22 protein-coding genes are annotated in these 24,347 nt (G+C 75.8%); 15 read left to right on the top strand and 7 right to left on the bottom strand.

Going from position 1 to position 24,347, the window contains the following annotated elements; genetic code table 11:
- The first annotated feature begins 20 nt into the window (after positions 1-20).
- Genes GTR02_RS04790 through allB form a run of 3 tightly spaced genes read left to right on the top strand, consistent with a single transcriptional unit; the run spans position 21 to position 2,829 of the window.
- On the top strand, positions 21-911 hold the full coding sequence (locus GTR02_RS04790; protein ID WP_240895074.1) for an aspartate/glutamate racemase family protein: 891 nt from the start codon (positions 21-23) through the stop codon (positions 909-911).
- Complete coding sequence (locus tag GTR02_RS04785) at positions 854-1,471, top strand: FCD domain-containing protein (RefSeq protein ID WP_166606333.1); 618 nt, start codon at positions 854-856, stop codon at positions 1,469-1,471. Before GTR02_RS04790 ends, GTR02_RS04785 begins: the two co-directional genes overlap by 58 nt.
- Positions 1,468-2,829 (top strand): allantoinase AllB, encoded by a 1,362-nt coding sequence (gene allB / locus GTR02_RS04780; RefSeq protein WP_338073581.1) that lies wholly within the window; start codon positions 1,468-1,470, stop codon positions 2,827-2,829. The genes GTR02_RS04785 and allB overlap by 4 nt, the downstream gene beginning before the upstream one ends.
- Before the next feature lie 4 nt (positions 2,830-2,833).
- Here the strand turns inward: allB and GTR02_RS04775 are convergent, their stop codons facing one another.
- On the bottom strand, positions 2,834-4,543 hold the full coding sequence (locus GTR02_RS04775; RefSeq protein ID WP_240895072.1) for a PucR family transcriptional regulator: 1,710 nt from the start codon (positions 4,541-4,543) through the stop codon (positions 2,834-2,836).
- A 158-nt stretch (positions 4,544-4,701) separates the two neighbouring features.
- On the opposite strand from GTR02_RS04775, the gene GTR02_RS04770 reads away from it, so the two are divergent.
- A complete protein-coding gene (locus GTR02_RS04770; RefSeq protein WP_166606331.1) occupies positions 4,702-6,102 on the top strand; it encodes an aspartate aminotransferase family protein in 1,401 nt (466 codons plus the stop codon).
- Positions 6,103-6,183: 81 nt separating this feature from the next.
- Here GTR02_RS04770 and GTR02_RS04765 read toward each other — a convergent pair whose 3' ends face one another.
- From GTR02_RS04765 to GTR02_RS04755, 3 genes are all read right to left on the bottom strand, one after another.
- Positions 6,184-6,582, bottom strand: coding sequence for a DUF1304 family protein (locus GTR02_RS04765; RefSeq protein WP_205708636.1), 399 nt, complete (start codon positions 6,580-6,582; stop codon positions 6,184-6,186).
- 39 nt (positions 6,583-6,621) lie between these two features.
- Positions 6,622-8,247 (bottom strand): methyl-accepting chemotaxis protein, encoded by a 1,626-nt coding sequence (locus GTR02_RS04760; RefSeq protein ID WP_166606330.1) that lies wholly within the window; start codon positions 8,245-8,247, stop codon positions 6,622-6,624.
- A 98-nt stretch (positions 8,248-8,345) separates the two neighbouring features.
- Positions 8,346-9,968 (bottom strand): AtzH-like domain-containing protein, encoded by a 1,623-nt coding sequence (locus GTR02_RS04755; protein ID WP_205708635.1) that lies wholly within the window; start codon positions 9,966-9,968, stop codon positions 8,346-8,348.
- A gap of 124 nt (positions 9,969-10,092) precedes the next feature.
- On the opposite strand from GTR02_RS04755, the gene GTR02_RS04750 reads away from it, so the two are divergent.
- From GTR02_RS04750 to GTR02_RS04715, 8 genes are all read left to right on the top strand, one after another.
- On the top strand, positions 10,093-11,283 hold the full coding sequence (locus tag GTR02_RS04750) for a pyridoxal-phosphate-dependent aminotransferase family protein (RefSeq protein WP_166606340.1): 1,191 nt from the start codon (positions 10,093-10,095) through the stop codon (positions 11,281-11,283).
- Positions 11,280-12,545: an allantoate amidohydrolase gene (locus tag GTR02_RS04745; RefSeq protein ID WP_166606328.1), complete on the top strand. Its 1,266-nt coding sequence runs from the start codon at positions 11,280-11,282 to the stop codon at positions 12,543-12,545. The genes GTR02_RS04750 and GTR02_RS04745 overlap by 4 nt, the downstream gene beginning before the upstream one ends.
- A gap of 5 nt (positions 12,546-12,550) precedes the next feature.
- Complete coding sequence (locus tag GTR02_RS04740; protein ID WP_205708634.1) at positions 12,551-13,465, top strand: SIS domain-containing protein; 915 nt, start codon at positions 12,551-12,553, stop codon at positions 13,463-13,465.
- A 70-nt stretch (positions 13,466-13,535) separates the two neighbouring features.
- Entirely contained in the window at positions 13,536-13,805 is a 270-nt protein-coding gene (gene purS, locus GTR02_RS04735) for a phosphoribosylformylglycinamidine synthase subunit PurS (RefSeq protein WP_166606327.1), read from the top strand.
- Complete coding sequence (purQ, locus tag GTR02_RS04730; protein WP_166606326.1) at positions 13,802-14,482, top strand: phosphoribosylformylglycinamidine synthase subunit PurQ; 681 nt, start codon at positions 13,802-13,804, stop codon at positions 14,480-14,482. Before purS ends, purQ begins: the two co-directional genes overlap by 4 nt.
- A complete protein-coding gene (gene purL / locus GTR02_RS04725; protein ID WP_166606325.1) occupies positions 14,479-16,800 on the top strand; it encodes a phosphoribosylformylglycinamidine synthase subunit PurL in 2,322 nt (773 codons plus the stop codon). Before purQ ends, purL begins: the two co-directional genes overlap by 4 nt.
- Before the next feature lies 1 nt (position 16,801).
- Entirely contained in the window at positions 16,802-17,521 is a 720-nt protein-coding gene (locus GTR02_RS04720; protein WP_166606324.1) for a copper homeostasis protein CutC, read from the top strand.
- 73 nt (positions 17,522-17,594) lie between these two features.
- Complete coding sequence (locus GTR02_RS04715; protein ID WP_166606323.1) at positions 17,595-18,197, top strand: YdeI/OmpD-associated family protein; 603 nt, start codon at positions 17,595-17,597, stop codon at positions 18,195-18,197.
- 54 nt (positions 18,198-18,251) lie between these two features.
- On the opposite strand, the gene GTR02_RS04710 is transcribed toward GTR02_RS04715, so the two are convergent.
- From GTR02_RS04710 to GTR02_RS04700, 3 genes are read right to left on the bottom strand one after another with little or no spacing between them, the layout of a single operon-like run.
- A complete protein-coding gene (locus tag GTR02_RS04710; protein WP_166606322.1) occupies positions 18,252-19,265 on the bottom strand; it encodes a Gfo/Idh/MocA family protein in 1,014 nt (337 codons plus the stop codon).
- Between the two features lie 47 nt (positions 19,266-19,312).
- Positions 19,313-20,509 (bottom strand): phytanoyl-CoA dioxygenase family protein, encoded by a 1,197-nt coding sequence (locus GTR02_RS04705; RefSeq protein WP_166606321.1) that lies wholly within the window; start codon positions 20,507-20,509, stop codon positions 19,313-19,315.
- Between the two features lie 41 nt (positions 20,510-20,550).
- Positions 20,551-21,288 carry a GntR family transcriptional regulator gene (locus GTR02_RS04700; protein ID WP_338073577.1) on the bottom strand — a complete coding sequence of 246 codons (738 nt, stop codon included), beginning with the start codon at positions 21,286-21,288 and terminating at the stop codon, positions 20,551-20,553.
- A gap of 287 nt (positions 21,289-21,575) precedes the next feature.
- Here GTR02_RS04700 and iolC point away from each other — a divergent pair, with 287 nt between their 5' ends.
- From iolC to iolB, 3 genes are read left to right on the top strand one after another with little or no spacing between them, the layout of a single operon-like run.
- A complete protein-coding gene (gene iolC, locus GTR02_RS04695; protein WP_166606338.1) occupies positions 21,576-22,505 on the top strand; it encodes a 5-dehydro-2-deoxygluconokinase in 930 nt (309 codons plus the stop codon).
- Entirely contained in the window at positions 22,498-23,388 is an 891-nt protein-coding gene (locus GTR02_RS04690; RefSeq protein ID WP_166606319.1) for a Cgl0159 family (beta/alpha)8-fold protein, read from the top strand. The genes iolC and GTR02_RS04690 overlap by 8 nt, the downstream gene beginning before the upstream one ends.
- Positions 23,389-23,414: 26 nt before the next feature.
- Positions 23,415-24,323 (top strand): 5-deoxy-glucuronate isomerase, encoded by a 909-nt coding sequence (gene iolB, locus GTR02_RS04685; RefSeq protein WP_166606318.1) that lies wholly within the window; start codon positions 23,415-23,417, stop codon positions 24,321-24,323.
- Positions 24,324-24,347 lie beyond the last annotated feature (24 nt).

The following is a 24,347-nucleotide window of genomic DNA, read 5'->3' as shown; positions in this document are numbered from 1 at the left end:
GTCCGCCCGCGCACCTGCAGCTGGCCCCTCCCGCCCCCGCCCCGTCCCGCGACGGGGCGGGGGCGCCCCGCTGCACGGTCCTCGTCGTCAACGTCAACACCTCCGAGGCCGTGACCGCCACGATCCGGGCGAGCGCCGTCGCCGCCGCGGGGCCGGGCACCGAGGTGGTCGCCCTCACCCCGCAGTTCGGTCCCGCCTCGGTGGAGTCGAACTTCGAGAGCTACCTCGCGGCGGTCGCCGTCATGGACCGCGTCGCCACCTACGAGGGCCCCTTCGACGCCGTCGTGCACGCGGGGTTCGGCGAGCACGGCCGGGAGGGGCTGCAGGACCTGCTTGACGTGCCCGTCGTCGACATCACCGAGGCCGCGGCGCACACCGCCTGCCTGCTCGGCCGCACCTTCGGCGTCGTGACGTCGCTGGACCGGGCCGCGCCCGCCATCGAGGACCGGCTCCTGCTCGCGGGGCTCGCCGGCCGCTGCAGCGGGGTGCGCGCCGTCGACCTGCCCGTGCTGGACCTCGAGGCCGATCCGCGGGCCACCGCCGCGGCGTTCGTGGCGCAGGCCCGGCGCTGCGTCGAGGAGGACGGCGCCGAGGTCGTGTGCCTCGGGTGCGCGGGCCTGTCCGACGTCGCCGACGCCGTCCGCGACGCCCTCGACGTGCCCGTGGTCGACGGGGTCGCGGCCGCCGTGCGGCTCGCTGAGTCCCTCGTCGCGCTGGGTCTGCGCACGTCGAAGGTGCGCAGCTACGCGGCGCCGCGGCCCAAGCCGGTCGTCGGCTGGCCGCTCTCCCGGTGGCCCGGCGGACCGCGTCGAGCACGGGCCGGGGCGAGGCCGCCCCCGGCGCGCACCTCGACGTGGACGCTCTGGCCGCCCAGCACGACGTCAGCCGCATCCCGGTGCGCGAGGCCCTGATGACGCTCGTCGGCGAGGGCCTCGTCGAGCACCGGCCGCGCCGCGGGTACACGGTGTCCCGCCTCGCCGAGGGCGAGCTCGCCGAGCTGTTCGCGGTGCGCGGGACGCTGGAGCTCGCCGCGCTCGCGGTGGCCGTCGCGGTCGGCGGGGGAGAGGACGTGCGGCGCGCGCAGGCCGCGCACGAGGCGCTGGGCCGGGCGGTCGCCGCGGACGACGAGCGCGAGTACCACCGGCAGAGCCGCGCCTTCCACGTCGCCCTGACGCGGCCCTCGCGGATGCCCCGGCTGCTCGGCGTCTTCGACCGCGTGTGGGACCTCACCGAGCCGTACCGCCCCATGGAGGACCTCGGCCGGCAGGAGGCGGCGACCCTGCACGCCGAGCACTCCGCCATGCTGGCCGCGTTCGCCGCGGGCGACGCCGAGGCGCTGCTGGCCGTCGCGGCCGAGCACCAGAAGCACCTGTCGGACCGCGTGCGGACGCGGGCGTGGCCCGCCCCACCGCTGCCGGTCTCCCTGCGGCGGGCACGACGACGCGGACCCGGAGGCGAGGAGCAGCGGTGAGCAGCACGGAGGACGGACCCGCCGGGCGGGTGGACCTGGTCGTGCGGGCGGCGCGCGCGGTCGTGGGCGGGGCCGTGCGCGGGGCCGCGGTCGCCGTCCGCGCGGGGCGCGTGGTCGCGGTCTCGGCGCTCGACGCGCCCGTCGACGCGGCGCGCGAGGTCCTCCTGGCTCCGGACGAGGTGCTGCTGCCCGGGCTGGTGGACACCCACGTGCACGTCAACGAACCCGGCCGCACCGAGTGGGAGGGCTTCGCGACGGCCACCCGCGCGGCCGCCGCGGGCGGGATCACGACGATCCTCGACATGCCCCTGAACAGCGTGCCCGCGACGCTCGATCCCGCGGCGCTGGAGGTCAAGCGGGCCGCGGCGCGCGGTCGGGTGTTCGTCGACGTCGGCTTCTGGGGCGGGGCCGTGCCGGGCAACGCCGGCCAGCTCGGCCCCCTGCACGAGGCGGGCGTGTTCGGGGTCAAGTGCTTCCTGCTGGACTCCGGGGTCGAGGAGTTCCCGCCCCTCGACGCCGCCGGACTGGAGCTGGCCCTGACGGAGCTCGCCCGCTTCGACGGGCTGCTGCTCGCCCACGCCGAGGACGCCGACGTCATCGGGGCCGCCCCCGCCCCGCACGGCACGGCCTACGCCGGGTTCCTGGCGTCCCGACCGCCGGCCGCGGAGGCCGGTGCCGTCCGCGCGGTCGCCCAGGCGGCCGCCCGCACGGGGGCCCGCGCCCACGTCGTGCACCTGTCCAGCGCCGCGGGGCTCGCGGAGGTCGCCCGCGCGAAGGCCGCCGGGGTGCGGATCACCGTCGAGACGTGCCCGCACTACCTCGCGCTCGACGCCGACGCCGTCCCCGACGGCGCGACGTCCTTCAAGTGCTGCCCCCCGGTGCGCGACCGCGCGGAGCAGGACGCGCTGTGGGCGGGCCTGCTGGACGGGACCGTGGACTGCGTCGTGTCCGACCACTCGCCCTGCACGCCGGAGCTGAAGCTGCCCGGCACGGGCGACTTCGCCGGCGCGTGGGGCGGCATCGCGTCCCTGCAGATCGGCCTGCCCGTGGTGTGGACCGCGGCCCGCACGCGGGGGGTCCCGCTCGAGACCGTGGTCGGCTGGATGGCCACGGCCACGGCCGACCTCGCGGGCCTGCCCGACCGGGGCCGCCTCGCCGTGGGGGCCTTGGCCGACCTCGCGGTCTTCGCGCCCGAGGAGGAGTTCGTCGTGCGCGGGGCGGAGCTGGAGCACCGCAACCCCGTGACGCCCTACGAGGGCCGGACGCTGCGCGGGGTCGTCCGCAGCACCTGGCGGCGCGGCGTGCCCGTCGACGGCACCCCCCGCGGGGAGCTGCTGTCCGCGCCCGCCCGGGGGTGACCGCTCAGGGGCGCGCCTGACCGTGGGCGAGCACCGCCAGGTGCAGCGTCACGCGGGTCTCGGGGTCGTCGAGGTCGCGGCCCAGCCGCGTGCGCAGCCGCTCGACGCGCCCGTAGGTCGCCGGTCGGCTCAGGTGCAGGCGGGCCGCGAGCCGGGTCATGGACCCCCCGCACTCGAGGTGGTCGCGCAGGAGCGCGAGCGCCTGGGCGCCGTCCGGTCCGGAGAGCAGGGGGGCGAGGTGCGCCTCCACGAAGCTGTGCAGGCGCGGGTCGTCGCGCAGCCACCACAGCAGGCCCCGTGCGCCGAGGTCGCTCGTGCGGTACGGCGTCGTGGCGTCGTGGTGGGGGAGCGAGGCCGCGACGACGGCCACGTGGGACGCCTCCGCGAAGCCCTCACCGGCGCCCGTCAGGGTGGCCCCGGCCGGTGCGGTGCCCAGGGTCGCGGCCGGCAGGCCCAGCCGGCGCGTCACCTCCGCCAGGCCGCGCGCGAAGCGGGGGAGCGCGTCGTCCGTCAGCTCCGGCAGCGCCGCGCTGACCAGCACGCCCACGAGGCCGGGCTCGAGGACCCCCACGAGGCCCGCCGTGCACGTCTCGGTCAGGGCCCGGGTCGCCGCCGCCGAGACCTCGGCGTCCGACGCCGTGCTGCCGGTGACCGTGCTGCCGACCGTGCTGCTGCCCGGGGCCGTGGTCCCCGCCGCCTCGGGCGCGGTGTGCACGACGACGGGCGCGAACCCCCCGCGCAGCGGCAGCCCGAGCGCACGCGCCCGGGCCCGCAGCTCCGCCTCGTCGGCGCGCCGGCCGCGGCGCAGGTCGCGCAGCAGGCTCGCGTGGGCCTCCTGGGCGATGCCGGCGGGGTGCTCGTCCGCCTCGCGGTCCAGCAGCCGCGCGATGGTCAGCGTCTCGGCGGCGCGCTCCAGGACCAGGACGACCTGCGCGTGGTCGGTGCGCGCCCCGGGGACCGGCGCGTCCTCCCCGCCGACTGCGGGGGACGTGCTGTCCTGCAGCGCGACGTCCTCGGGCAGGACCAGGCGGCCCCACCGCTGGCCGACCACGCCGACGGGGCTGGTCAGCCACCGCTGCGGCCCGCCGACGGCCGTCCCGGCGGCGACCGGCACGAGGCGCGAGCGCGCGGTCCAGTCGAGCAGGACCTCCTGCGCGCGCCCGCCACCGGCGAACGCGACGGCGTGGTGACCGAGGTCCTCGAGGACGACGACCCGGCCCGTGAGGGCGCTCGCCTGCTCCAGCACCTCGCTCACGCGGGCACCCCCGACGCTCATCGACGCGAACGCCTCGTGGACGCGCTCGGAGAACCGCAACCGCTCGTACTGCTCGTGCAGGATCCGCGCGTGCACCTGCTCGGTCACGGCGACGAACCGGACGACCCGCGACAGCTCCACGAGGGGGAACCGCGCGGCCGCCGCCGCGCGCACGAGGGCGTCGGGCAGCGCGCGCACGTGCTGACCGAGCTCGACGACGAGACCCACCGCGCCGGCCCCGGCGAGGGAGGCCAGGTAGCGCGCGGCGTCGAAGCCCGGTTCCAGCAGGCCCATCCCCGTCGACAGCAGCAGCTCACCCCCGCCGAGCGTGCCCGCGACCTCGGTCTGCTCGGTGACGTGCACCCACCGCACGGGGGCGTCGAGACCGGCCCGCCCGGCCCGCACGCGTGGCGCCCCCGCGCTGAGCACCGGCAGGGCCAGGACGTCGGCGACGGTCATCGGCACCGCGTCAGCGTAGCTCGCGGGGCGACGGAACGTCGGTGTGCTGCGCCTGGGCTTGACACTTCGTCGCTTCCGCCGTCGCGCGGGGACGGCGACGCTGGGAGGGGTGGCCGGCAGACGCCGCCGCACCGGGGAAGCACCGAGAGGGGAACCGCATGACCGTCACCGAGCAGGCCGGCGCACCCGCCGGCACGGACCGGCTGGCGACGGCCGCCCGCGACCACCTCTGGATGCACTTCGCCCGCATGGGCGCCTACCAGGAGAAGTCGGCGCCCGTCATCGTCAAGGGCGAGGGGTCCTGGATCTGGGACTCCGCGGGGCACCGCGTCCTGGACGGCCTGTCGGGGCTCTACGTGGTCCAGGTCGGGCACGGCCGGGCGGAGCTGGCCGAGGTGATGGCCCGGCAGGCCGAGACCCTGGCGTTCTTCCCGGTGTGGGGCTACGCGACGGAACCCGCCATCGAACTGGCCGACCGCCTCGCCGGGTACGCACCGGGGGACCTCAACCGCGTGTTCTTCACGACCGGCGGCGGGGAGGCGGTCGAGAGCGCGTGGAAGGTCGCCAAGCAGTTCTTCAAGCTCACGGGCAAGCCGGGCAAGCACAAGGTGATCAGCCGGGCGACGGCGTACCACGGCACCACGCAGGGAGCGCTCGCGATCACGGGCCTGCCGCTCATGAAGCAGGCCTTCGAGCCGCTGACCCCCGGCGGCTTCCGGGTGCCGAACACGAACATCTACCGCGCCGAGCGGATGGGTGCCCCGACCGACCCGGTCGAGTTCGGCGTCTGGGCGGCCGACCGCATCGAGGAGGCGATCCTCTTCGAGGGCGCGGACACGGTCGCGGCGGTCTTCCTGGAGCCCGTGCAGAACTCCGGCGGCTGCATCACGGCTCCGCCCGGGTACTTCCAGCGGGTGCGCGAGATCTGCGACCGCCACGACGTGCTGCTGGTCTCCGACGAGGTCATCTGCGCCTTCGGCCGGCACGGCACGATGTTCGCGTGCGAGAAGTTCGGCTACCAGCCCGACCTCATCACGTGCGCCAAGGGCATGAGCTCCGGCTACGGCCCCATCGGCGCGATGATCGCCTCCGACCGCATCATGGAGCCGTTCCTGGAGGGGAAGAACTTCTTCCCCCACGGCTACACCTTCGGGGGGCACCCCGTGTCGGCGGCGGTGTCGCTGGCCAACCTCGACATCTTCGAGCGCGAGGGCCTGAACCAGCGCGTGCTCGACCACGAGGCCGCGCTCGAGGCCACGCTGCGCCGGCTGCTCGACCTCGACATCGTCGGCGACGTCCGCGGTGACGGGTACTTCTGGGCGGTCGAGCTGGTGAAGGACAAGGCGACGAAGGAGACGTTCGGCGCGGCCGAGCGGGAGCTGCTGGTCAAGCAGTTCCTGCCCGGGGCCCTGTTCGCCAACGGCCTGTACGCCCGGCCCGACGACCGCGGCGAGCCCGTCATCCAGGTCGCCCCGGCGCTCACGTCGGGGCAGGCCGAGTTCGACGAGATGGAGCGCGTCCTGCGCACGACGCTGGAGCAGGCGCAGCACCTGCTCTGACGCCACCCGCACGGCGGCCCGCCACCCCGACCGGGGTGGCGGGCCGTCGTCGTCGTCGGGTCGTCCGGCCGGGGAGCCGGCTCAGGACAGGGTGGCGGTGCCGGCGCACACCAGGGCCAGCAGCGGCAGGACGCCCTGGCGCAGCGCCGTGGAGCGGTACCCGGCTCCCGTGCCGGCCAGCACCGTCGCGGCCGCCACCATGCTGGCGCACGAGAAGACGACGAGCGTCCAGCCCACCGTGCGGGTACCGAGGAGCACCAGCACGACGCCGAGCACGGCGCCGACCGCGAGGAAGAGGTTGTAGAAGCCCTGGTTGAACGCCATGAACTTCGTGGCGCGCGCCTCCTCCTCGCTGGCGATGCGGAACACGGCCCGCACCCGGGGCGTGGTCCACAGCACCGACTCGAACACGAAGATCATCACGTGGAGGAACCCGGCCAGGGTGGCGAGGACCAGGGCGACGGACGACAGGAGGGACACGGCCCCATCATGCCGTCGCCCCGGCCCCGTGGCGCCGCCTCAGTACCGGAACGTCGCGACGAGCGCGCTGAGCTCCTCCGAGGTGCGGGTCAGGTCGGACGCCACGCCCTGGCTGTTGCGCACCGCGTCGGCCGTGCCGGCCGCCGACTGCGCCACGCCCGCGATGTTCGCGGCGATCTGTTCGGAGGAGTCCGCGGCGGCGGCCACGTTGCGGTTCATCTCGGCCGTGGTCGCCGACTGCTCCTCCACGGCGGAGGAGATGGTCAGCTGGAAGTCGTTGATCCGCGAGATGATCGCCGAGATCTGCTCGATGGCCGTCACGGCACCCGAGGAGTCGTTCTGGATGGCCAGGACGCGGGTGGCGATGTCGTCGGTGGCGCGCGAGGTCTGCTGCGCGAGCTCCTTGACCTCGCCGGCCACGACCGCGAAGCCCTTGCCCATCTCCCCGGCCCGGGCCGCCTCGATGGTGGCGTTCAGCGCCAGCAGGTTGGTCTGCTCGGCGATCGCCGTGATGGTCTTCACGACCGCGCCGATCTCGCGGGACGACTCGCCCAGCGTCGCGATGGTGCGGTTGGTGCGCTCGGCGACCTCGACGGCCTGGGCGGCGACCTGGGCCGACTCGTCGGTGTTCGAGGCGATCTCGCGGATCGAGGCCCCCATCTCCTCCGAGCCCGCGGCCACGGTCTGCACGTTGGAGGAGACCTCCTGCGCCGCACCGGTCACGAGCCCCGCCTGGGCCGAGGTCTCCTCGGCGCCGGCCGAGATCTGGGCCGAGACGGCCGACATCTGCAGCGCGGCGTTCGAGACGCCGCCGGCCGCGCCGTCGATGGTGCGGACCAGCTCCCGCAGCCGCACGACGGCCTCGTCGAGGGACTCGCCCGTCCGGCCGACCTCGTCGCGGGAGCGGACCCCGCTGGTGCGCGTGAGGTCGCCCTCCTGCAGGGCCTGCGACACCGCGAGGACGCGGCGCAGCTGCCGGCTGAAGCGGTTCGCGACCATCAGGCCGAGGAGCAGCGCGAGGACGGAGCCGGCCGCGCTGGCGCCGATGACCGCGGTGCGGGCGGCGGCGGCGGCGGTGCGGCTCGTCTCGTAGGCGGCGGTGGCCGCCGTCGCGTTCGCGGTGGCGAGCTGGTCCAGCGCGGTGAACGTGGCGTCCGCGTTGTCCTTGACCTGCTCGAGGTTGACCTTCCCGGCGGCGGCCTTGTCGCCGCGCTCGATCTCGGTGACCTGGTTGTCCATCCCGGCCCGCATCGCGGTGTAGGAGGTGTCCAGGTCCGCGACGAGGGCGGCCGTGCCCGTCCCCGCGGTCGCCTCGGTCAGGTCGTCGAGCAGACCGTCGACCGTGGTGAACCGCTCGGCGTTCTCGGCCTTCCACCCGGCGATCGTGCTGGCGTCCCCGATCGCGAGCATGCGCAGGACGTTGATGTCGACGCGGGTCAGGTTGCCGTCGATGTTCGAGATCAGCGTCGCCTGCCGGAGGTTCGTCTTGTAGAGGCTCTCCGCGTCGGCCCCCAGCGACGACAGACCGGTCACGGCCGTGACCGCGACGACGAGACCGGCACCCACGGACACCCCGATGGAGGCGAGGACCTTGGTGCGCACGCCGAGGTCGTCGATGCGGCCGAGCAGGCCGCCGGAGGGCTGGCCGGGGGTGGAGGACGTCATGGTGGATCCTTCCGAGCGGTCGGGGCGGGGCGCTGGTGTGGACCCGTCCCTGCATCGGCGGACGACCGGGTGATCTGAGGCGCCCGTCGCCACGCCCGTCAGCCCGCCGGGGGTCCCGGCTCCGCCAGCAGGCCGAGCAGCGCGGCGTCGGCGCCGCGCGGGGCGAGCACGCACAGGCCGACGGGCAGCCGGCCCACCCGGCCCCAGGGCAGGCCCAGCGCCGGGACGCCCGCGGCCGAGGCCAGCGACGTGAGCGCGAGGGTCGCCGCCCGGGTGCGGTCCTGCTCCGCCGGGGAGGCGTCGGCAGGCGGGGCGGGCGCCGCGGTGCTGGGCAGGCACAGCCACCCCCGCTCCAGCAGGGCCTCCAGGCGTTGCCGCACCCCCCGCAGGACCGTGCGGGCGCCGGTGACCGCGGCGGCGTCCAGGTCCTCGCCGGCCCGGAAGCGGGCCTCCACGGCCGGGGACAGGGCGCCCGGGTGCGCGGTGACGAAGCCCCCGTGCGCCGCCCAGGCCTCCGCGGCCTGCACGGTGCGGAAGGCCGCCGTCCAGGCCGCCACGTCGGCGGGCGCGACGTCGTCCCCGACGTCGAGCACGGGCAGGCCCGTGCGCACCGCGAGCGCCGCGAGCGCCGCGTCGACCGCGAGGGCGGTCGGGGTCTCCGCGAGGGCCGTGAGCGTGGCGCTGCGGAGCAGGGCGGTGGGCCGGCCGCTGCGGTGCCGGTCGGTGGAGGCCCGGCCGCCGGTGGCCGGGAGCAGGACCGCGGCGGCCGCGTGCAGGACGGCCGGGTCCCGGGCGAGCAGCCCGACGGTGTCGAAGGACGGGGCGAGCGGCAGCACGCCCGTGCCGTCCACCGCGCCGTGGCTCGGGCGCCAGGCGTACAGCCCGCAGAAGGAACCGGGGACGCGCAGCGAGCCCGCGGTGTCGGTGCCGAGCGCCAGGTCCGCGCTGCCGGCGGCCACGGCGGCGGCCGGGCCGCTCGTCGACCCGCCCGTGGTCCGGCCGGGGGCGGCGGCGTTCGGCGGGGTGCCGTGGTGCGCGTTGGCGCCCAGCAGGGAGAAGGCCAACTCGTCGGTCTGCGCGATGCCGGCGACCTCCGCCCCGGCGCCCAGCAGGGCGAGCAGCGCGGGGGCGGTCGTCGTCTCGACGGGGGCCTGCGCGAGCCAGCCGGGGACCCCGGCCCCGATGCGCTGGCCGGCGATGGCGACGAGGTCCTTGACCGCCGTGCGCACCCCGGTGAGGGGGCCTGCGCCCGTGGCGGGCACCAGCGGCCCGTCCGCCCGCGGCGCGACGCGCCAGGTCGCGGTGCCGTCCGCCGGGGCGGGGGTCGCGTCCGGCGCGGCGCTCGCGGGAGCGCCCGAGACGTGAGCCACCGCGACCCGCCAGGTGCCGCCGTCGCGGTGCCAGACCTGCGTCTGCAGGCCGGTGCCGCCGTCGAGGCGCTCGGTCTCGGTGACGGTGACCGCGTCGTGCGGGCCCAGCGGGCGGACGTGGACGCGCAGGACGCGGCGCGGCGGGGCCCCGCCGCGCGCGGCGCGGAAGGCGGAGATCTCCGCGTGCCCGGCGAGCGCCGTACCGCCCTCACCCCGCAGTGTGGCCGGACCGGCGGCGAAGAGGTCGTCCAGCGCGGCCAGGTCGTCCTCGGCGAGCGCCCGCTCGTAGCGCGCGCCGGCGGCCAGCAGCCCGTCGGGGAACGTCGCGGGCGGCGGGTGCTGGTCGGGCACGGTCGGCTCCTCGTCGAAGGCGTGGCCGCAGGGGGTGTGCAGCGGAACGATCGTTGCATAGGATGGCGCCGTGGAACAGACGATCCGTCCGGCTCTCCCGGTCGACCCGCCGCCGCGGCTGCTCATGGGCCCAGGCCCCATCACCGTGGACCCGCGCGTCCTGCGCGCCATGTCGGCGCAGCTCGTCGGGCAGTACGACCCGGCGATGACGGCCTACATGAACGAGACGATGGCGCTGTACCGGTCGGTGTTCCGCACGGCGAACGAGCAGACGTTCCTCGTCGACGGCACGTCCCGCGCCGGCATCGAGGCCGCCCTGGTCTCGCTGCTCAGCCCCGGCGACCGCGTCCTGGTGCCCGTCTTCGGGCGCTTCGGCCACCTGCTGCGCGAGATCGCCGAGCGCTGCGGTGCCGAGGTGCACGTGCGGGAGGTGCCGTGGGGCGAGGTCTTCACCCTCGAGCAGCTCGAGGACGCCGTCCGCGAGGTCCGGCCCAAGCTCGTGGCCCTCGTGCAGGGGGACACCTCGACCACCATGAACCAGCCGCTGGAGGGCGTGGGCGAGATCTGCCACCGCCACGGCGCCCTGCTCTACGTCGACGTCACGGCGTCGCTGGGCGGCAACGCCTTCGAGATGGACGCCTGGGGAGTCGACGCCGTCACGGCGGGGCTGCAGAAGTGCCTGAGCGGCCCGTCGGGCAGCGCCCCCATCAGCCTGTCGCCGCGCGCGGTGGAGGTGGTCGACGCGCGTCGCAGCACCGAGGCGGGCCTGCGCGCCGACCCCGACTCCACCGAGGGGCTGGCTCCGCCCGCGGCCCGCATCCGGTCCAACTACTTCGACCTCGCCATGGTCATGGACTACTGGAGCGAGAAGCGCCTCAACCACCACACCGAGGCGACGACGATGCTCTACTGCGCCCGCGAGTGCGCCCGCCTGCTGCTGGAGGAGGGCGTCGACGCGTCCGTGGAGCGGCACCGCCGCCACGGCGCGGCCATGCTCGCCGGCGTGCAGGGCCTGGGGCTGCGGGTGTTCGGCGACCTGGCCCACAAGATGCACAACGTCGTCGCGGTGTGGATCCCCGACGCCGTCGACGGCGACGCGGTGCGCGCGGCGATGCTCGGGGACTACGGCATCGAGATCGGCACCTCCTTCGGTCCGCTGGCCGGCAAGACCTGGCGCATCGGCACGATGGGCTACAACGCCCGCAAGGACGCCGTGCTGGTGACCCTCGCGGCGCTCGAGCAGGTCCTGCGCGGCGCCGGCGCGGACGTCCCCGTGGGCGGCGGAGTGCTGGCGGCGCAGGCGGTCTACGCGTGAACGCCGCGCCCGGCGACGCGACTCGCGCGGCGGCGGCGCGGCTGCTGCAGCGCTGCGAGGAGCTGGCCGCGGTGTCGGCGAGCGCAGACGGCATCGAGCGCGTCCACCTGTCCCCGGAGCACGCCCGCGTCAACGCGATGGCCGCCCAGTGGCTCACCGCGGCGGGCCTGTCGACCTGGCAGGACGCCGCCGGCAACCAGTGGGGCCGGCTCGAGGGCGCCGAGCCGGGCCTGCCCGCCCTCGTCCTCGGCTCGCACCTGGACACCGTCCCCGACGCCGGTCGCTACGACGGCATCCTCGGCGTCGTCACGGCGATCGAGGTGGCCGCCCGCCTCGCGCCGGACCGGGCCGAGCTGCCCTTCGCCCTGGAGGTCGTGGCCTTCGGCGACGAGGAGGGCACCCGCTTCGGCACCGCCCTGCTCGGCAGCCGGGCCGTGGCCGGCACGTGGCTCGAGGAGTGGTGGGACGTCGCCGACGCGGCGGGCACGACGCTGCGGCAGGCGTCGTCCGCCTTCGGCCTCGACCCCGACCGCATCGGCGAGGCCGCCCGTCGGCCCGAGGACCTCGTGGGCTACCTGGAGCTGCACATCGAGCAGGGCCCGCAGCTCGAGGCCGCCGGCCGCGCGCTCGGGGTGGTTACCTCCATCGCGGGCGCCCGCCGGTTCGCGGGCCGGGTGGTCGGCGAGGCGCGGCACGCGGGCGGGACGCCGTACGGCAGGCGCCGCGACGCCCTCGTCGGCGCGAGCCAGGTCGTGCTCGCGGTCGAGCGGCTCGCGGTCGAGACCGGCGGCATCGCGACGGTCGGCCGCCTCCAGGCCCACCCCGGCGGGGTGAACGTCGTCCCGGGCCTCGTCGAGTTCTCCCTCGACGTCCGCGCCGAGCACGACGCGGCGCGCGACGACCTGGTCGCCCGCGTCACCGCGTCCGCGCGCGAGACGTGCGCGGCACGCGGCCTCAGCGTCGAGCTGCACGAGACGCACAGCGCCCCGGGGGTCTACTGCGACGCCGCGCTCACGGAGTCCGTCGTGGCGGGCATCGCCGCGACGGGTGACCACGACCCGGTCCGCCTCTACAGCCGCGCGGGCCACGACGCGATGGCTGTGGCCGCCGTCACGCCGGTCGCGATGATCTTCGTGCGCTGCGAGGACGGCATCAGCCACCACCCGGCGGAGGACGTCACGCTGGAGGACGTGGCGCTCGGCCTCGTCGCGCTGGAGGCCGCGGTGCGCGACGTCGCCCGCCGGCGCTCGGCCGCGCGCTGACGCTCGTGGACACCGACCCCCGCACCCGGCCGCCCGGCGACGGAGCGGAGCACCTCGGTCCCGCCGACCCCACCGCCGACCGCGGGCTCGAGGTCCTCATCCAGGACGCCTACGACGCCATGGGGCCGGTCGAGCGGCACCTGGCCGACGTCGTGCTCGACCACGTCAACGACCTCGCGGCCTACAACGCCGCCGAGCTGGCCACCCTGTCCGGCGCCTCGAAGGCCACCGTCAGCCGCTTCTTCCGGCGCCTGGGCTTCGAGAGCTTCGCGGCGGCCCGGCAGTCTGCGCGGCACACGGCCCGGTCGTTGCGCGCGGCGGGTGTCCCCGTCCCGGGCACCGCCCTGGCCGACCCCGTGCCGGCGCACGCCTCCGCCGTCGAGGAGAACCTCCGCCGGGCGCTCGCGACCCTCGACCGGGGTGCCGTGGACCCGGTGGCAGACCTGCTGGCCCGGGCCGGCCAGGTCGTCGTGGTGGGCTTCCGCAACAGCTACCCCGTCGCGCTGCACCTGCGGGAGCAGCTGCTGCAGGCGCGGCCGCGCGTCGCGCTGGCCCCCCAGCCGGGGCAGTCGGTCGGCGAGGAGCTGGCTCAGCTCGGGCCCGGTGACGCGGCCGTCTGCGTCGGGTTCCGGCGCCGGCCCGCGGGCTTCGCGGCCGTCGTCGACCTCCTGCTCGACGCCGGCGTCCCGACGGTGCTGCTGACCGACCCCGGTGCGCGGCGGCACGTGCCCCGGGCCACCCACCGCCTCGAGGTCCCCGTCGACGGCTGCGGCGCGTTCGACGACTACGGAGCGGCGATGACGACGGTCTGCGTGCTGGCCGACGCCGTGCTCGACCGCGTCGCGGACGGCCGCGAGCGCATCGACGCCGTCGCCCGGGCCTACCGCGCCTCGGGGGAGCTGGAGGAGCACCGAGCGTGAGCAACCGGGAGCGCCTCCGCGCGGCGGTAGCCTGGTGCCGCCGTCCGACCCCCCTGAAGGAGTGCCGAGCATGGGCCGCGTCGTGATCGACGTCATGCCGAAACCCGAGATCCTCGACCCGCAGGGGAAGGCCGTCGTCGGCGCTCTCCCGCGCCTCGGCTTCGACGCCTTCACCGGCGTCCGCCAGGGCAAGCGGTTCGAGCTCGAGGTTCCCGGAGAGGTCACCCCGGAGGTGCTCGCCCAGGCTCGCGCCGCGGCCGAGACGCTCCTGAGCAACCCCGTGATCGAGGACGTCGTCTCCGTCCGCGACGCGGCGGCCGGCGAGGTGGCGTCGGCGTGAGGATCGGCGTCGTGACCTTCCCCGGTTCGCTCGACGACGGGGACGCGCGCCGCGCCGTCCGCCTCGCCGGGGCCGAACCCGTGCGCCTGTGGCACGCCGACGCCGACCTGCACGGCGTCGACGCGGTCGTCCTGCCGGGCGGCTTCTCCTACGGCGACTACCTGCGCTGCGGGGCCATCGCCCGGTTCGCACCCGTGATGACCGAGGTCGTCGCGGCGGCCCGGCGCGGCGTCCCCGTCCTCGGGATCTGCAACGGTTTCCAGGTGCTGTGCGAGTCCCACCTCCTCCCGGGGGCGCTGGTGCGCAACGAGGCCCAGCGGTTCGTCTGCACCGACCAGCGGCTGGTCGTCGAGAACGCGGACACCGCGTGGACGTCGGCGCTCACGGCCGGCAGCGAGATCACCGTCCCGCTGAAGAACGGCGAGGGCGGGTTCGTCGCCGACACCGAGACCCTCGACCGCCTCGAGGGCGAGGGCCGCGTGGTCTTCCGCTACGCCGGGCCGAACCCCAACGGGTCGCTGCGCGCCATCGCCGGCATCACCGACGAGCGCGGCAACGTCGTGGGCCTCATGCCGCACCCCGAGCACGCCGTGGAGGAGGGCTTCGGCCCGACCACCGACGGCCTCGCCCTGTTCGCGTCGGTCCTCACCGCGGGACTCGCGGCGGTGGGTGCGTGAGCACCCCGACGCCGGCCGGGCTGGACACGGTCGCGCGCGCCGCGGCCACTCCCGAGCGCGAGCAGCCGTGGGCGGACCTCGGCCTGAAGGCCGACGAGTACGCCCGCATCCGCGAGATCCTCGGCCGCCGTCCCACCGGCGCGGAGCTGGCGATGTACTCCGTGATGTGGAGCGAGCACTGCTCCTACAAGTCGTCGAAGGTCCACCTGAAGGTGTTCGGCGACCACCTCACCGACGCGATGAAGACGTCGCTCATGGTGGGCATCGGCGAGAACGCCGGGGTCGTCGACATCGGCCACGACTGGGCCGTCACGTTCAAGGTGGAGAGCCACAACCACCCCTCGTTCATCGAGCCCTACCAGGGGGCGGCCACCGGCGTCGGCGGGATCATCCGCGACATCATGGCCATGGGCGCCCGGCCGATCGCCGTCATGGACTCGCTGCGGTTCGGGGCGATCGACCACCCCGACACCGCCCGCGTCGTGCCGGGCGTCGTCTCCGGCGTCGGCGGGTACGGCAACTGCATCGGCCTGCCCAACATCGGCGGCGAGGTCGTGTTCGACCCGTCCTACCAGGGCAACCCGCTCGTCAACGCGCTGTGCGTGGGCGCCATGAAGCACGCCGACGTCCACCTCGCCAACGCGCGCGGCGTCGGGAACCTCGTCGTGCTGTTCGGCGCCCGCACGGGCGGCGACGGCATCGGCGGCGTCTCGGTCCTCGCCAGCGAGACGTTCGAGGACTCGGGCCCGTCGAAGCGTCCGGCCGTCCAGGTCGGGGACCCTTTCCAGGAGAAGGTGCTCATCGAGTGCTGCCTGGACCTGTTCTCCGCCGACCTGGTCGAGGGCATCCAGGACCTCGGCGGCGCGGGCCTGTCGTGCGCGACCAGTGAACTGGCCTCGGCCGGTGACGGCGGCATGCTCGTGCACCTCGACCGCGTCCCGCTGCGCGACCCCTCGCTCTCCCCCGAGGAGATCCTCATGAGCGAGTCGCAGGAGCGGATGATGGCCGTCGTCACGCCGGCCAACATCGACGCGTTCCTCGCGGTCACCGCGAGGTGGGACGTCGAGGCCGCCGTCCTCGGCGAGGTCACCGACGGCGACCACCTCGTCGTGCAGTGGCACGGCGAGACCGTGGTGGACGTCCCGCCGCGCACCGTCGCCCACGACGGCCCGGTCTACGAGCGCCCCTACGCCCGCCCCGCGTCGCAGGACGCGCTGCAGGCCGACGTCCCGACCGCCGAGCGCCTCGCCCGGCCCGGGACCGACGAGGAGCTGCGCGCGCTGCTGCTGCGCATGGTCGCCTCGCCGAACCTCTGCTCGCGGGCGTGGGTGACCGACCAGTACGACCGCTACGTCCTGGGCGGCACGGCGCTCGCGACTCCCGACGACGCGGGTGTGGTGCGCGTCGACGAGGAGACGGGGCTCGGCGTCGCGCTGAGCCTGGACGGCAACGGCCGCTACGCCAGGCTCGACCCGCGCACGGGGGCCCAGCTCGCGCTGGCCGAGGCCTACCGCAACGTCTCCGCGGCGGGGGCGAAGCCCCTCGCGGTCACCGACTGCCTGAACTTCGGCTCGCCCGAGGACCCGGGCGTCATGTGGCAGTTCGCTGAGGCCGTCCGCGGTCTCGCGGTCGGCTGCGAGGCGCTCGGCGTGCCCGTCACGGGCGGCAACGTCTCGCTCTACAACCAGACCGGCGACCAGGGCCTCGACTCCGCGGTGCTGCCCACGCCGGTCATCGGCGTGCTGGGCGTGCTCGACGACGTCCGGCGCCGGACGCCCTCGGGCTGGAAGGTCGCCGGCCAGAACCTCTACCTGCTCGGCACGACGCGGGAGGAGTTCGGCGGGTCGGAGTGGGCCTGGGCCGAGCACGGCCACCTGGGCGGGATGCCGCCGGCCGTGGACTTCGCGGCCGAGGCCCTGCTGGGCGACGTCCTCGTGCAGTGCTCCCGCGACGGTCTCGTCGACGCCGCGCACGACCTCTCCGACGGCGGGCTCGCGCAGGCGCTCGTCGAGTCGGTGCTGCGCTACGGCGTCGGCGCGCGGGTCTGGCTGGACGAGCTCCTGGAGCGCGACGGGATCGACGCCTTCACGGCGCTGTTCGCCGAGTCCGCGGCGCGGGCCGTCGTCGCCGTGCCGCGTGAGGAGGAAGTGCGGTTCACCGACATGTGCACCGCGCGCGGCCTGCCGCACCTGCGGATCGGCGTGAGCGACGCCGAACCGGGCGTCGAGCCGGTCCTCGACGTGCAAGGTCACTTCGCCGTCCCCGTGGCCGACCTCCGGGCCGCCCACAGCTCGACGCTGCCGCGGCACTTCGGCTGACGTGCCCGGACCCGTCGCCGTCGAGGTCGCGGTCGCGGACCTCGACGGCGTCCGGGTCGCCCGCGACGCCGGGGCGAGCCGCGTCGAGCTGTCGGCCGGCCTGGACCTCGGCGGGCTGACCCCGTCCCTCGCCCTCGTCGAGGCGGCCGTCGAGGCGTCGGGTCCCGTCGGGGTGCACGTCCTGCTGCGGCCGCGGCCCGGTGACTTCGTGCACTCCGCCGACGAGCTCGCGCTCGTCCTGCGCGACGCCGAACTGGTCCTCGGGGCGGGGGCCGACGGGGTCGTCGTCGGGCCCGTGCGGCCCGACGGGACGGTCGACGTCCCTGCGCTGCAGCGGATCCGGGCCCTCGTCGGTGAGCGCGACCTCACCTTCCACCGCGCCGTCGACGTCGCCGACGACGTGGAGCGCGCCGTGGCGGACCTCCTCCGCTGCGGCGTGACGCGCGTGCTGACCTCCGGCGCCGAGCGCAGTGCCCACGACGGCGCGGCGCGGATCCGGCGCACGGTCGAGGCGGCGGCCGGCCGGCTGGCCGTCATGGCCGGCGGCGGGGTCCGGGCGCCGGCGCTGCCCGCGCTGCTGGCGGCGACGGGTGTCCACGACGTGCACCTGTCCGCGCGGACGCCCGTCGCACCCGACGAGGGCTTCGGCGCGCGGAGCCGGACCGATCCTGCGCTGGTCGCCGCCGCGGTCGCCGCCGTGCGCCCCCGTCCGCCCTCCTGAGACGGTCGGACCCTCCCCGTGGGAGCGGTCGGCGCCCTCCCGGGTCCGGCGGTTGCGGCGCTAGCGTGGGCCCGTGGCGGTGGAGCTCGCGGAACTGGTCGTCCCCGACGCGGCCGCGCTGCGCGCGTGGCTGCTCGAGCGCCACGCGACCTCGCCCGGGGTGTGGCTCGCGCTGGGCCGCAAGGGCGGCGCCGTGACCACGCTCACCTGGCAGGAGGCGGTCGACGAGGCGCTGTGCGTCGGCTGGATCGACGGGCAGGGCCGCAAGCGCGACGAGCACACCTCCTCGATCCGCTACCTCCCGCGCGGGCGGCGTTCGATGTGGTCGCAGCGCAACGTCGCGAACGTCGCCCGTCTGGAGGCCGAGGGCCGGATGCTCCCCGCGGGCCGTGCGGCCGTGGCCGCCGCGCAGGCCGACGGCCGGTGGGCGGCCGCCTACGCCGCGCCGTCGGAGGCGGAGGTGCCCGCGGACCTCGCCGCGGCGGTCGCCGCGGACCCGGCCGCGCAGGCGATGTTCGACGTCCTGACGAAGACGAACCGCTACGCCCTGATCCACCGGCTCGGCGCGGTCAAGCGCGCCGAGACGCGGCAGCGGAAGATCGGGGAGTTCGTGGCCATGCTCGCGCGGCACGAGGCGCCGTTCCCGCAGCGCGCCCGGCCCGCCGACCCGGCCTGACCGCAGCACCCGCGCGGCCGGACCGGCCCGCCGCCGAACTCACGCCCCCGGGGCTCACGCCACGGATACCAGCCGCACCTCCTCGACGCGCACGGGCCGGTGCTCGGCGAGCGACAGCGTGCACGCCTCGGCGATCCAGCCGGCCTCCAGCGCGTCGGCGACCGTGCAGGGTGAGGGCCGCGTCCCCGCGACGACCTCCGTGAAGGCGGCCAGCTCGGCGCGGTAGGCGGCGGCGAACCGGTCCATGAACGACGTGTGCGCGGGGCCCGCCGGGAAGCTCGCGCCCGGTTCCAGGGAGCGCAGCGGCAGCGCGTCGTCGAGGCCCACGGCGACGCTGTCGACGGTCCCGTGCAGCTCCAGCCGGACGTCGTAGCCGCGCGGGTTGTAGCGGGTGTTCGAGACGAGCGCGAGCGTCCCGTCGTCGAACGTGAGCACCGCCGCGGACGTGTCGACGTCGCCGTTCTCGGCGAACACGGGGTCTCCGTTCGCGCTGCCGGTGGCGTAGACCTCGACCACCTCCCGGCCGGTGACGAAGCGGACGATGTCGAAGTCGTGGACGCTGCAGTCGCGGAAGATGCCGCCCGAGCCGGCGACGTAGGCGGGCGGCGGGGGAGCCGGGTCCAGCGTCGTCGAGCGCAGCGTGTGGACGCGGCCCAGCGCCCCGCTCGCGACGGCCTCGCGGGCCGCGACGAAACCCGCGTCGAAGCGGCGGTTGTAGCCGATCTGCACGGCCACGTCCCGCGCGGACACGCGGCGCAGGACCTCGACGGCCTCGGCGGCGTGCCGCGCGACGGGCTTCTCGCAGAACACCGGAGTCCCCGCCTCGACGGCGGCGAGCAGGAGGGCGGGGTGGGCGTCCGTCGCGGCGGCGACGACCACGCCGTCCACCCCCGCGGCGAGGACGGCGGCGGGTCCGTCGACCGCCTCGGCGCCCGTGCGCGCCGCGAGCGCGGCCGCGACGCCCGGGGCCGCGTCGGCGACGACGAGGGACGTCACGGCGTCCAGGCCGGTCAGGGTGGCGGCGTGGAAGGCGCCGATCCGGCCGAGGCCGATGAGTCCGAGACGCACGTGTGCTCCTGAGGGGTGAGGTCGGTGGTTCGTCGGGTCGGGACGCCTCAGCGCAGGGCGCTGCGGCGGCGCTCCGCCTGGGCGGCGAGGGCGGCGTCGAGGCGGTCCTGGTCCCAGCGCTCCGCGACGGCCTGCGCGAGCAGTTCCGCCTGCGTCTGCGGGGCGGTGCCGCCCACGGGCTGGTCGCGGTCGAGGTTCGTCGGGAAGGCGTACGCCTCCGCGGCCACGGCCACGACGTTGCGCAACCACCGCTCGTCCGCCTCCCCGGACCGGCGGACCAGCACGCCGAACACCGCGGAGCTCAGCGCCGTGGTGTCGACCGTCTCCATGGCCCGGCCGAACGCGGAGGAGACCTGCAGCAGGTTCGCCATCCGCCGCACGTCGGCGGAGACGTTGGACCCCGCCCCGTGGAAGAGGGCGGGGTTGAAGAACACGGCGTCGCCCCGGGTCAGCGGCAGCTGGACGCGGTGCTCGTCGAAGTAGGCCGTGAACTCGGGCAGGTGGAACGCGACGTAGCCCGCGGGGTACTTCTGGGAGTGCGGCAGGTACAGCGTCGGGCCCGACTCCAGCGGCATGTCCACGTGCGCCACGGCGCCCTGCAGGGTCAGCCCCGGGGACAGCGCGTGCACGTGCGCCGGGAACGCCTGCGCCTGCTCGGCGTCCATGAACCCGAGGTGGTAGTCGCGGTGCGCCCGCTGCGCCACCCCGCCGGGGTTCACGACGTTCAGCTGCGACGTCACCTGGTAGCCGCGGCCGAGCCAGGCCTCGCTGACCAGCGCCAGGACGTCGTTGGCGTAGTAGTCGCAGAACGCCTCGGGGTCGCGCACCCCGAACTTGTCGAGGGCGCCCCACACGCGGTCGTTGGCGCCGGGCTGGGCGAAGTGGTCCCCGCCCGTCACACCGGCCGCCTTCTGCTCGCGGACCAGCGCCCGGAACACCGCGCTGGCGCGGTCGACGACGCCGGGTTCGAACGCCCCGCGGAAGACCACGATGCCGGGGCCGTCGGCGAGCGCCCGCGCCAGCTCCGCCTGCAGCGTGCGCCGTCCCGCCGGCGTGCGGGCCGCCTCGCGGGCCCGGTCGCCGTACAGCAGGACGCCCTGCTCCACGCCGTCCGCGTGCGGGTGGTCCGCCGCCCGGGTCTCCTGCTCGACCACGGCGCGGAACGCGTCCAGGTCGCAGTCGGCGGCGGAGTACCACCCGGGGGCGGCGCTGCCCGTGCCCGGTCGGGGCGTGGTCGTCGTCATGTCTCGGCCTCTCTCGGTGGGTGGGCAGGCGGTCGCGGGCGTCAGCGGTCGACGAGCGTGACCTCGAACGCGTACCGGCTGGCGCGGTAGACGTGGCGGCCGAACTCGACCGCGCGCCCGGAGTCGTCGTGGGTCGTGCGCTCCATGGTCAGCAGGGGGCTGCCGCGCCGCTCGTCCAGCAGCGTGCACTCCTCGGTGGTGCCGCGCCGCGCCCCGATGCGCTGGCGGGCGACGCGCATCCCGACCCCGCGCGAGCGGAGCAGCTGGTAGAGCCCGCGCTCGACGAGGGCCTCGGGGGTGAGGTCGACGAACGCGGCCGGCAGCCAGTTCTCCAGCAGCGCCAGGGGTTCACCGCCCGAGCACCGCAGCCGGCGGGTGTGCAGCACGCGGTCGCCGGGGCTCACGGTCAGCGTCGTGGCGATGTCGTCCCCCGCACCGACGACCTCGTGCAGCAGCACCTCCGTCGTCGGGGCCTGCCCGCTCTGGACGAGGTCGTCGTGCAGGCTCGTCAGCTCCACGGGCCGCGTCACCTGCCCGTGGACGACCTGCGTGCCCACCCCGCGCTTGCGCACGAGCAGTCCCTTGTCGACCAGCTGCTGGATCGCCCGGCGCATCGTCGGCCGGGAGAGCCCGAGCCGGTCGGCGAGGTGGACCTCGTTGTCCAGCCGCGACCCGGGCGGCAGGGTCCCGCCCTCGATCGCCTGCTCGATCTGCCGGGCGACCTGGAAGTAGAGGGGGACCGGACTGGACCGGTCCAGGTCCACGAACAGATCGCTCACGACAGCTCCCGTGCTCGGCGACGTGCGTGGCCCCGCCGCCGTCGGTGGCCACCGGGTGCTCATCGTAGCCATCCGGCGTGCTCATGTCTGCAGGTCTATTTGTCCTGACAAAACTTGACACCGGGTGCGGGTCGCGGGCAGGCTCGACGGGTCACGTCGCCCGTCGCCGGGCCGCCCCGGCGGGCTGCGACCGACGGGTGCGACGGGCGGAGCAGGGGGCCGGCACGGGTGGACCAGGGCACAGGAGGACTCGCGTGACACGGACCGCTGCGTTCGACGTCGTGACGATGGGGCGGGTCGGCGTCGACCTGTACCCGTTGCAGGACGGCGTGGGCCTGGAGGACGTCGAGACCTTCGGGAAGTACCTCGGCGGGTCGGCCACCAACGTGGCCGTCGCGGCCGCCCGGCACGGGCGGGCCAGCGCCGTCATCACCCGCACCGGCCACGACGCGTTCGGCACCTTCGTCCACCGGGCGCTGGCCGACCTGGGCGTCTCCGACGTGTTCGTCTCCGCGGTCGAGGGCCTGAACACCCCGCTGGCGTTCTGCGAGATGTACCCGCCGGACCACTTCCCGCTGCTGTTCTACCGCCTGCCCTCCGCGCCGGACCTGCAGATCCGGGGCGACGAGCTGGACCTCGGCGCGATCCGCGACGCGGGCGTGTTCTGGGCCACCGTGACCGGGCTGTCGGAGGAGCCGAGCCGCGGCGCGCACCACGTCGCGTGGGAGGCGCGCGCCCGCCGGCCCCTGACCGTGCTCGACCTGGACTACCGCCCGATGTTCTGGAAGCACCCCGAGGAGGCCTCGGCCGAGGTCCGGCGGGCGCTGCCGCACGTGACCGTCGCGGTGGGCAACCGCGAGGAGTGCGAGGTCGCGGTCGGCGAGACTGACCCGCACCGCGCGGCGCGCGCGCTGCTCGACGCGGGCGTCGAGGTGGCCGTCGTGAAGCAGGGCCCGAAGGGCGTGCTGGGCATGACGAAGGACGTCACGGTCGAGGTCCCACCCACCCCGGTCGCCGTCGTCAACGGCCTCGGCGCGGGCGACGGGTTCGGCGGCGCGCTCTGCCACGGGCTGCTCGCCGGCTGGGACCTGGAGACGACGCTGCGGTTCGCGAACGCGGCCGGCGCGATCGTCGCGACGCGGCGCGAGTGCTCCACCGCGATGCCGACGACCGCCGAGGTCGAGGCGCTGCTCGAGGAGGTGGCCGCCCGTGTCTGAGCAGACCCGGTTCGCCCGCGACTACGCCGAGGTCGCGGAGATCCGGGCCCGCCACCCCGAGCGGATCCGGGAACTGGCGCAGGCCCGCGCGCGCCGCCCGGTGCTGCCGCCGGACGGGCGCCTCATGGTCATCGCGGCCGACCACCCCGCCCGCGGCGCCAACGGCGTCGGGTCGCGGCCCATGGCCATGGCGAACCGCACCGAGCTGCTGGACCGCCTGCGGGTCGCGCTGGCGAACCCGGGTGTCGACGGCCTCCTCGGCAGCGCCGACGTCATCGAGGACCTGCTCCTGCTCGGGGCCCTGGAGGGCAAGGTCGTCTTCGGGTCGATGAACCGCGGCGGCCTGCAGGGCGCCACCTTCGAGCTCGACGACCGGTTCACGGGCTACGACGCGCAGGCCATCGAGGACATGCACCTCGACGGCGGCAAGTTCCTCACCCGCATCGCGCTCGACGACGCGGGGACCCTGCCCACGCTGACGGCGTCCGCCGACGCGATCAGCGAGCTGGCGGCGCGCCGGCTGATCGCCCTCGTCGAGCCGTTCTGGTCCTCCCGCGTCGACGGTCGCGTCGTGCACGACCTGTCGGCGGAGGGCGTCGTGAAGTCGATCAACGTCGCGCAGGCCCTCGGGCGCACGACGGCCTGGACGTGGCTGAAGATCCCCGTCGTCGACGACATGGAGCGCGTCATGGAGTCCACGACGCTGCCGACCCTGCTGCTCGGCGGGGACCCGGCGACCTCGCCGGAGGAGACCTTCGCGACGTGGCGCAAGGCCCTGGCCCTGCCGTCGGTGCGAGGCCTCACGGTCGGCCGCACCCTGCTCTACCCGCCCGACGACGACGTCGCCGCCGCGGTGCAGACCGCCGTCTCGCTCGTCCGCTGACGCACGCCCCGAGAGGAACCCGACCCGTGGCCCAGCAGCTGTTCGTCCCCGCCGGGAGCGCCGCCGCCGACGGCTTCGACCTGGTGGTGACGCCGGAGTCGGCGGGGTGGGGGTTCTCCGGCCTGCGCACGCTGACCCTGCCCCCCGGCGGGGAGCGGACGTTCGCCACGGGCTCCGACGAGCTGCTGGTCCTGCCCCTGTCCGGGGCCGCGTCGGTGCGGGTGGCCGGCGAGACGATCGAGCTCGCGGGCCGCGCGAGCGTCTTCGACGGCGTGACCGACTTCGCCTACGTCGGCCGCGACAGCGAGCTGACCGTGCGCAGCGCCGGCGGCGGCGTCGTCGCGTTCCCCGCGGCCCGCGCCGCGCGCCGCCTGCCGTTCCGCTACGGCCCCGCCTCGGGCGTCCCCGTGGAGCTGCGCGGGGCCGGGCCGTGCAGCCGGCAGGTCAACAACTTCGCGACGCCGCAGGCGTTCGAGACCGACAAGCTCATCGCCTGCGAGGTCCTCACCCCCGGCGGGAACTGGTCCTCCTACCCGCCGCACCGCCACGACCGGGCGAGCGAGGTGGAGAGCGAGCTCGAGGAGGTCTACTACTACGAGTTCCGCTCCCTGGCCCCGCCCGGTGCCCCCGTCGTCCCCGGAGGTGTGGGGCTGCAGCAGGTCTACGGCGAGCCGGGCCGGCCGATCGAGGTCCTGGAGCAGGTCTCCTCGGGCGACGTCGTGCTCATCCCGCACGGCTGGCACGGCCCGTCGGTGGCCTCGCCCGCCTTCGACATGTACTACCTCAACGTCATGGCCGGCCCCGCGCCGGAGCGGGCCTGGAAGATCTGCGACGACCCGGCCCACGGCTGGGTGCGCGCCACCTGGGAGCAGCAGCAGGTCGACCCCCGCCTGCCGTTCTACCGCGCGCCAGGGCCCACCAACCCGCCCGCCTGAGCCGTTCCCGCCGGGGGTGAGGAC

It is taken from the genome of Kineococcus siccus (assembly GCF_009906795.1).
GTDB classification, from domain to species: Bacteria; Actinomycetota; Actinomycetes; order Actinomycetales; family Kineococcaceae; genus Kineococcus; species Kineococcus siccus.
This window is presented reverse-complemented; position numbering and strand designations above follow the sequence as displayed.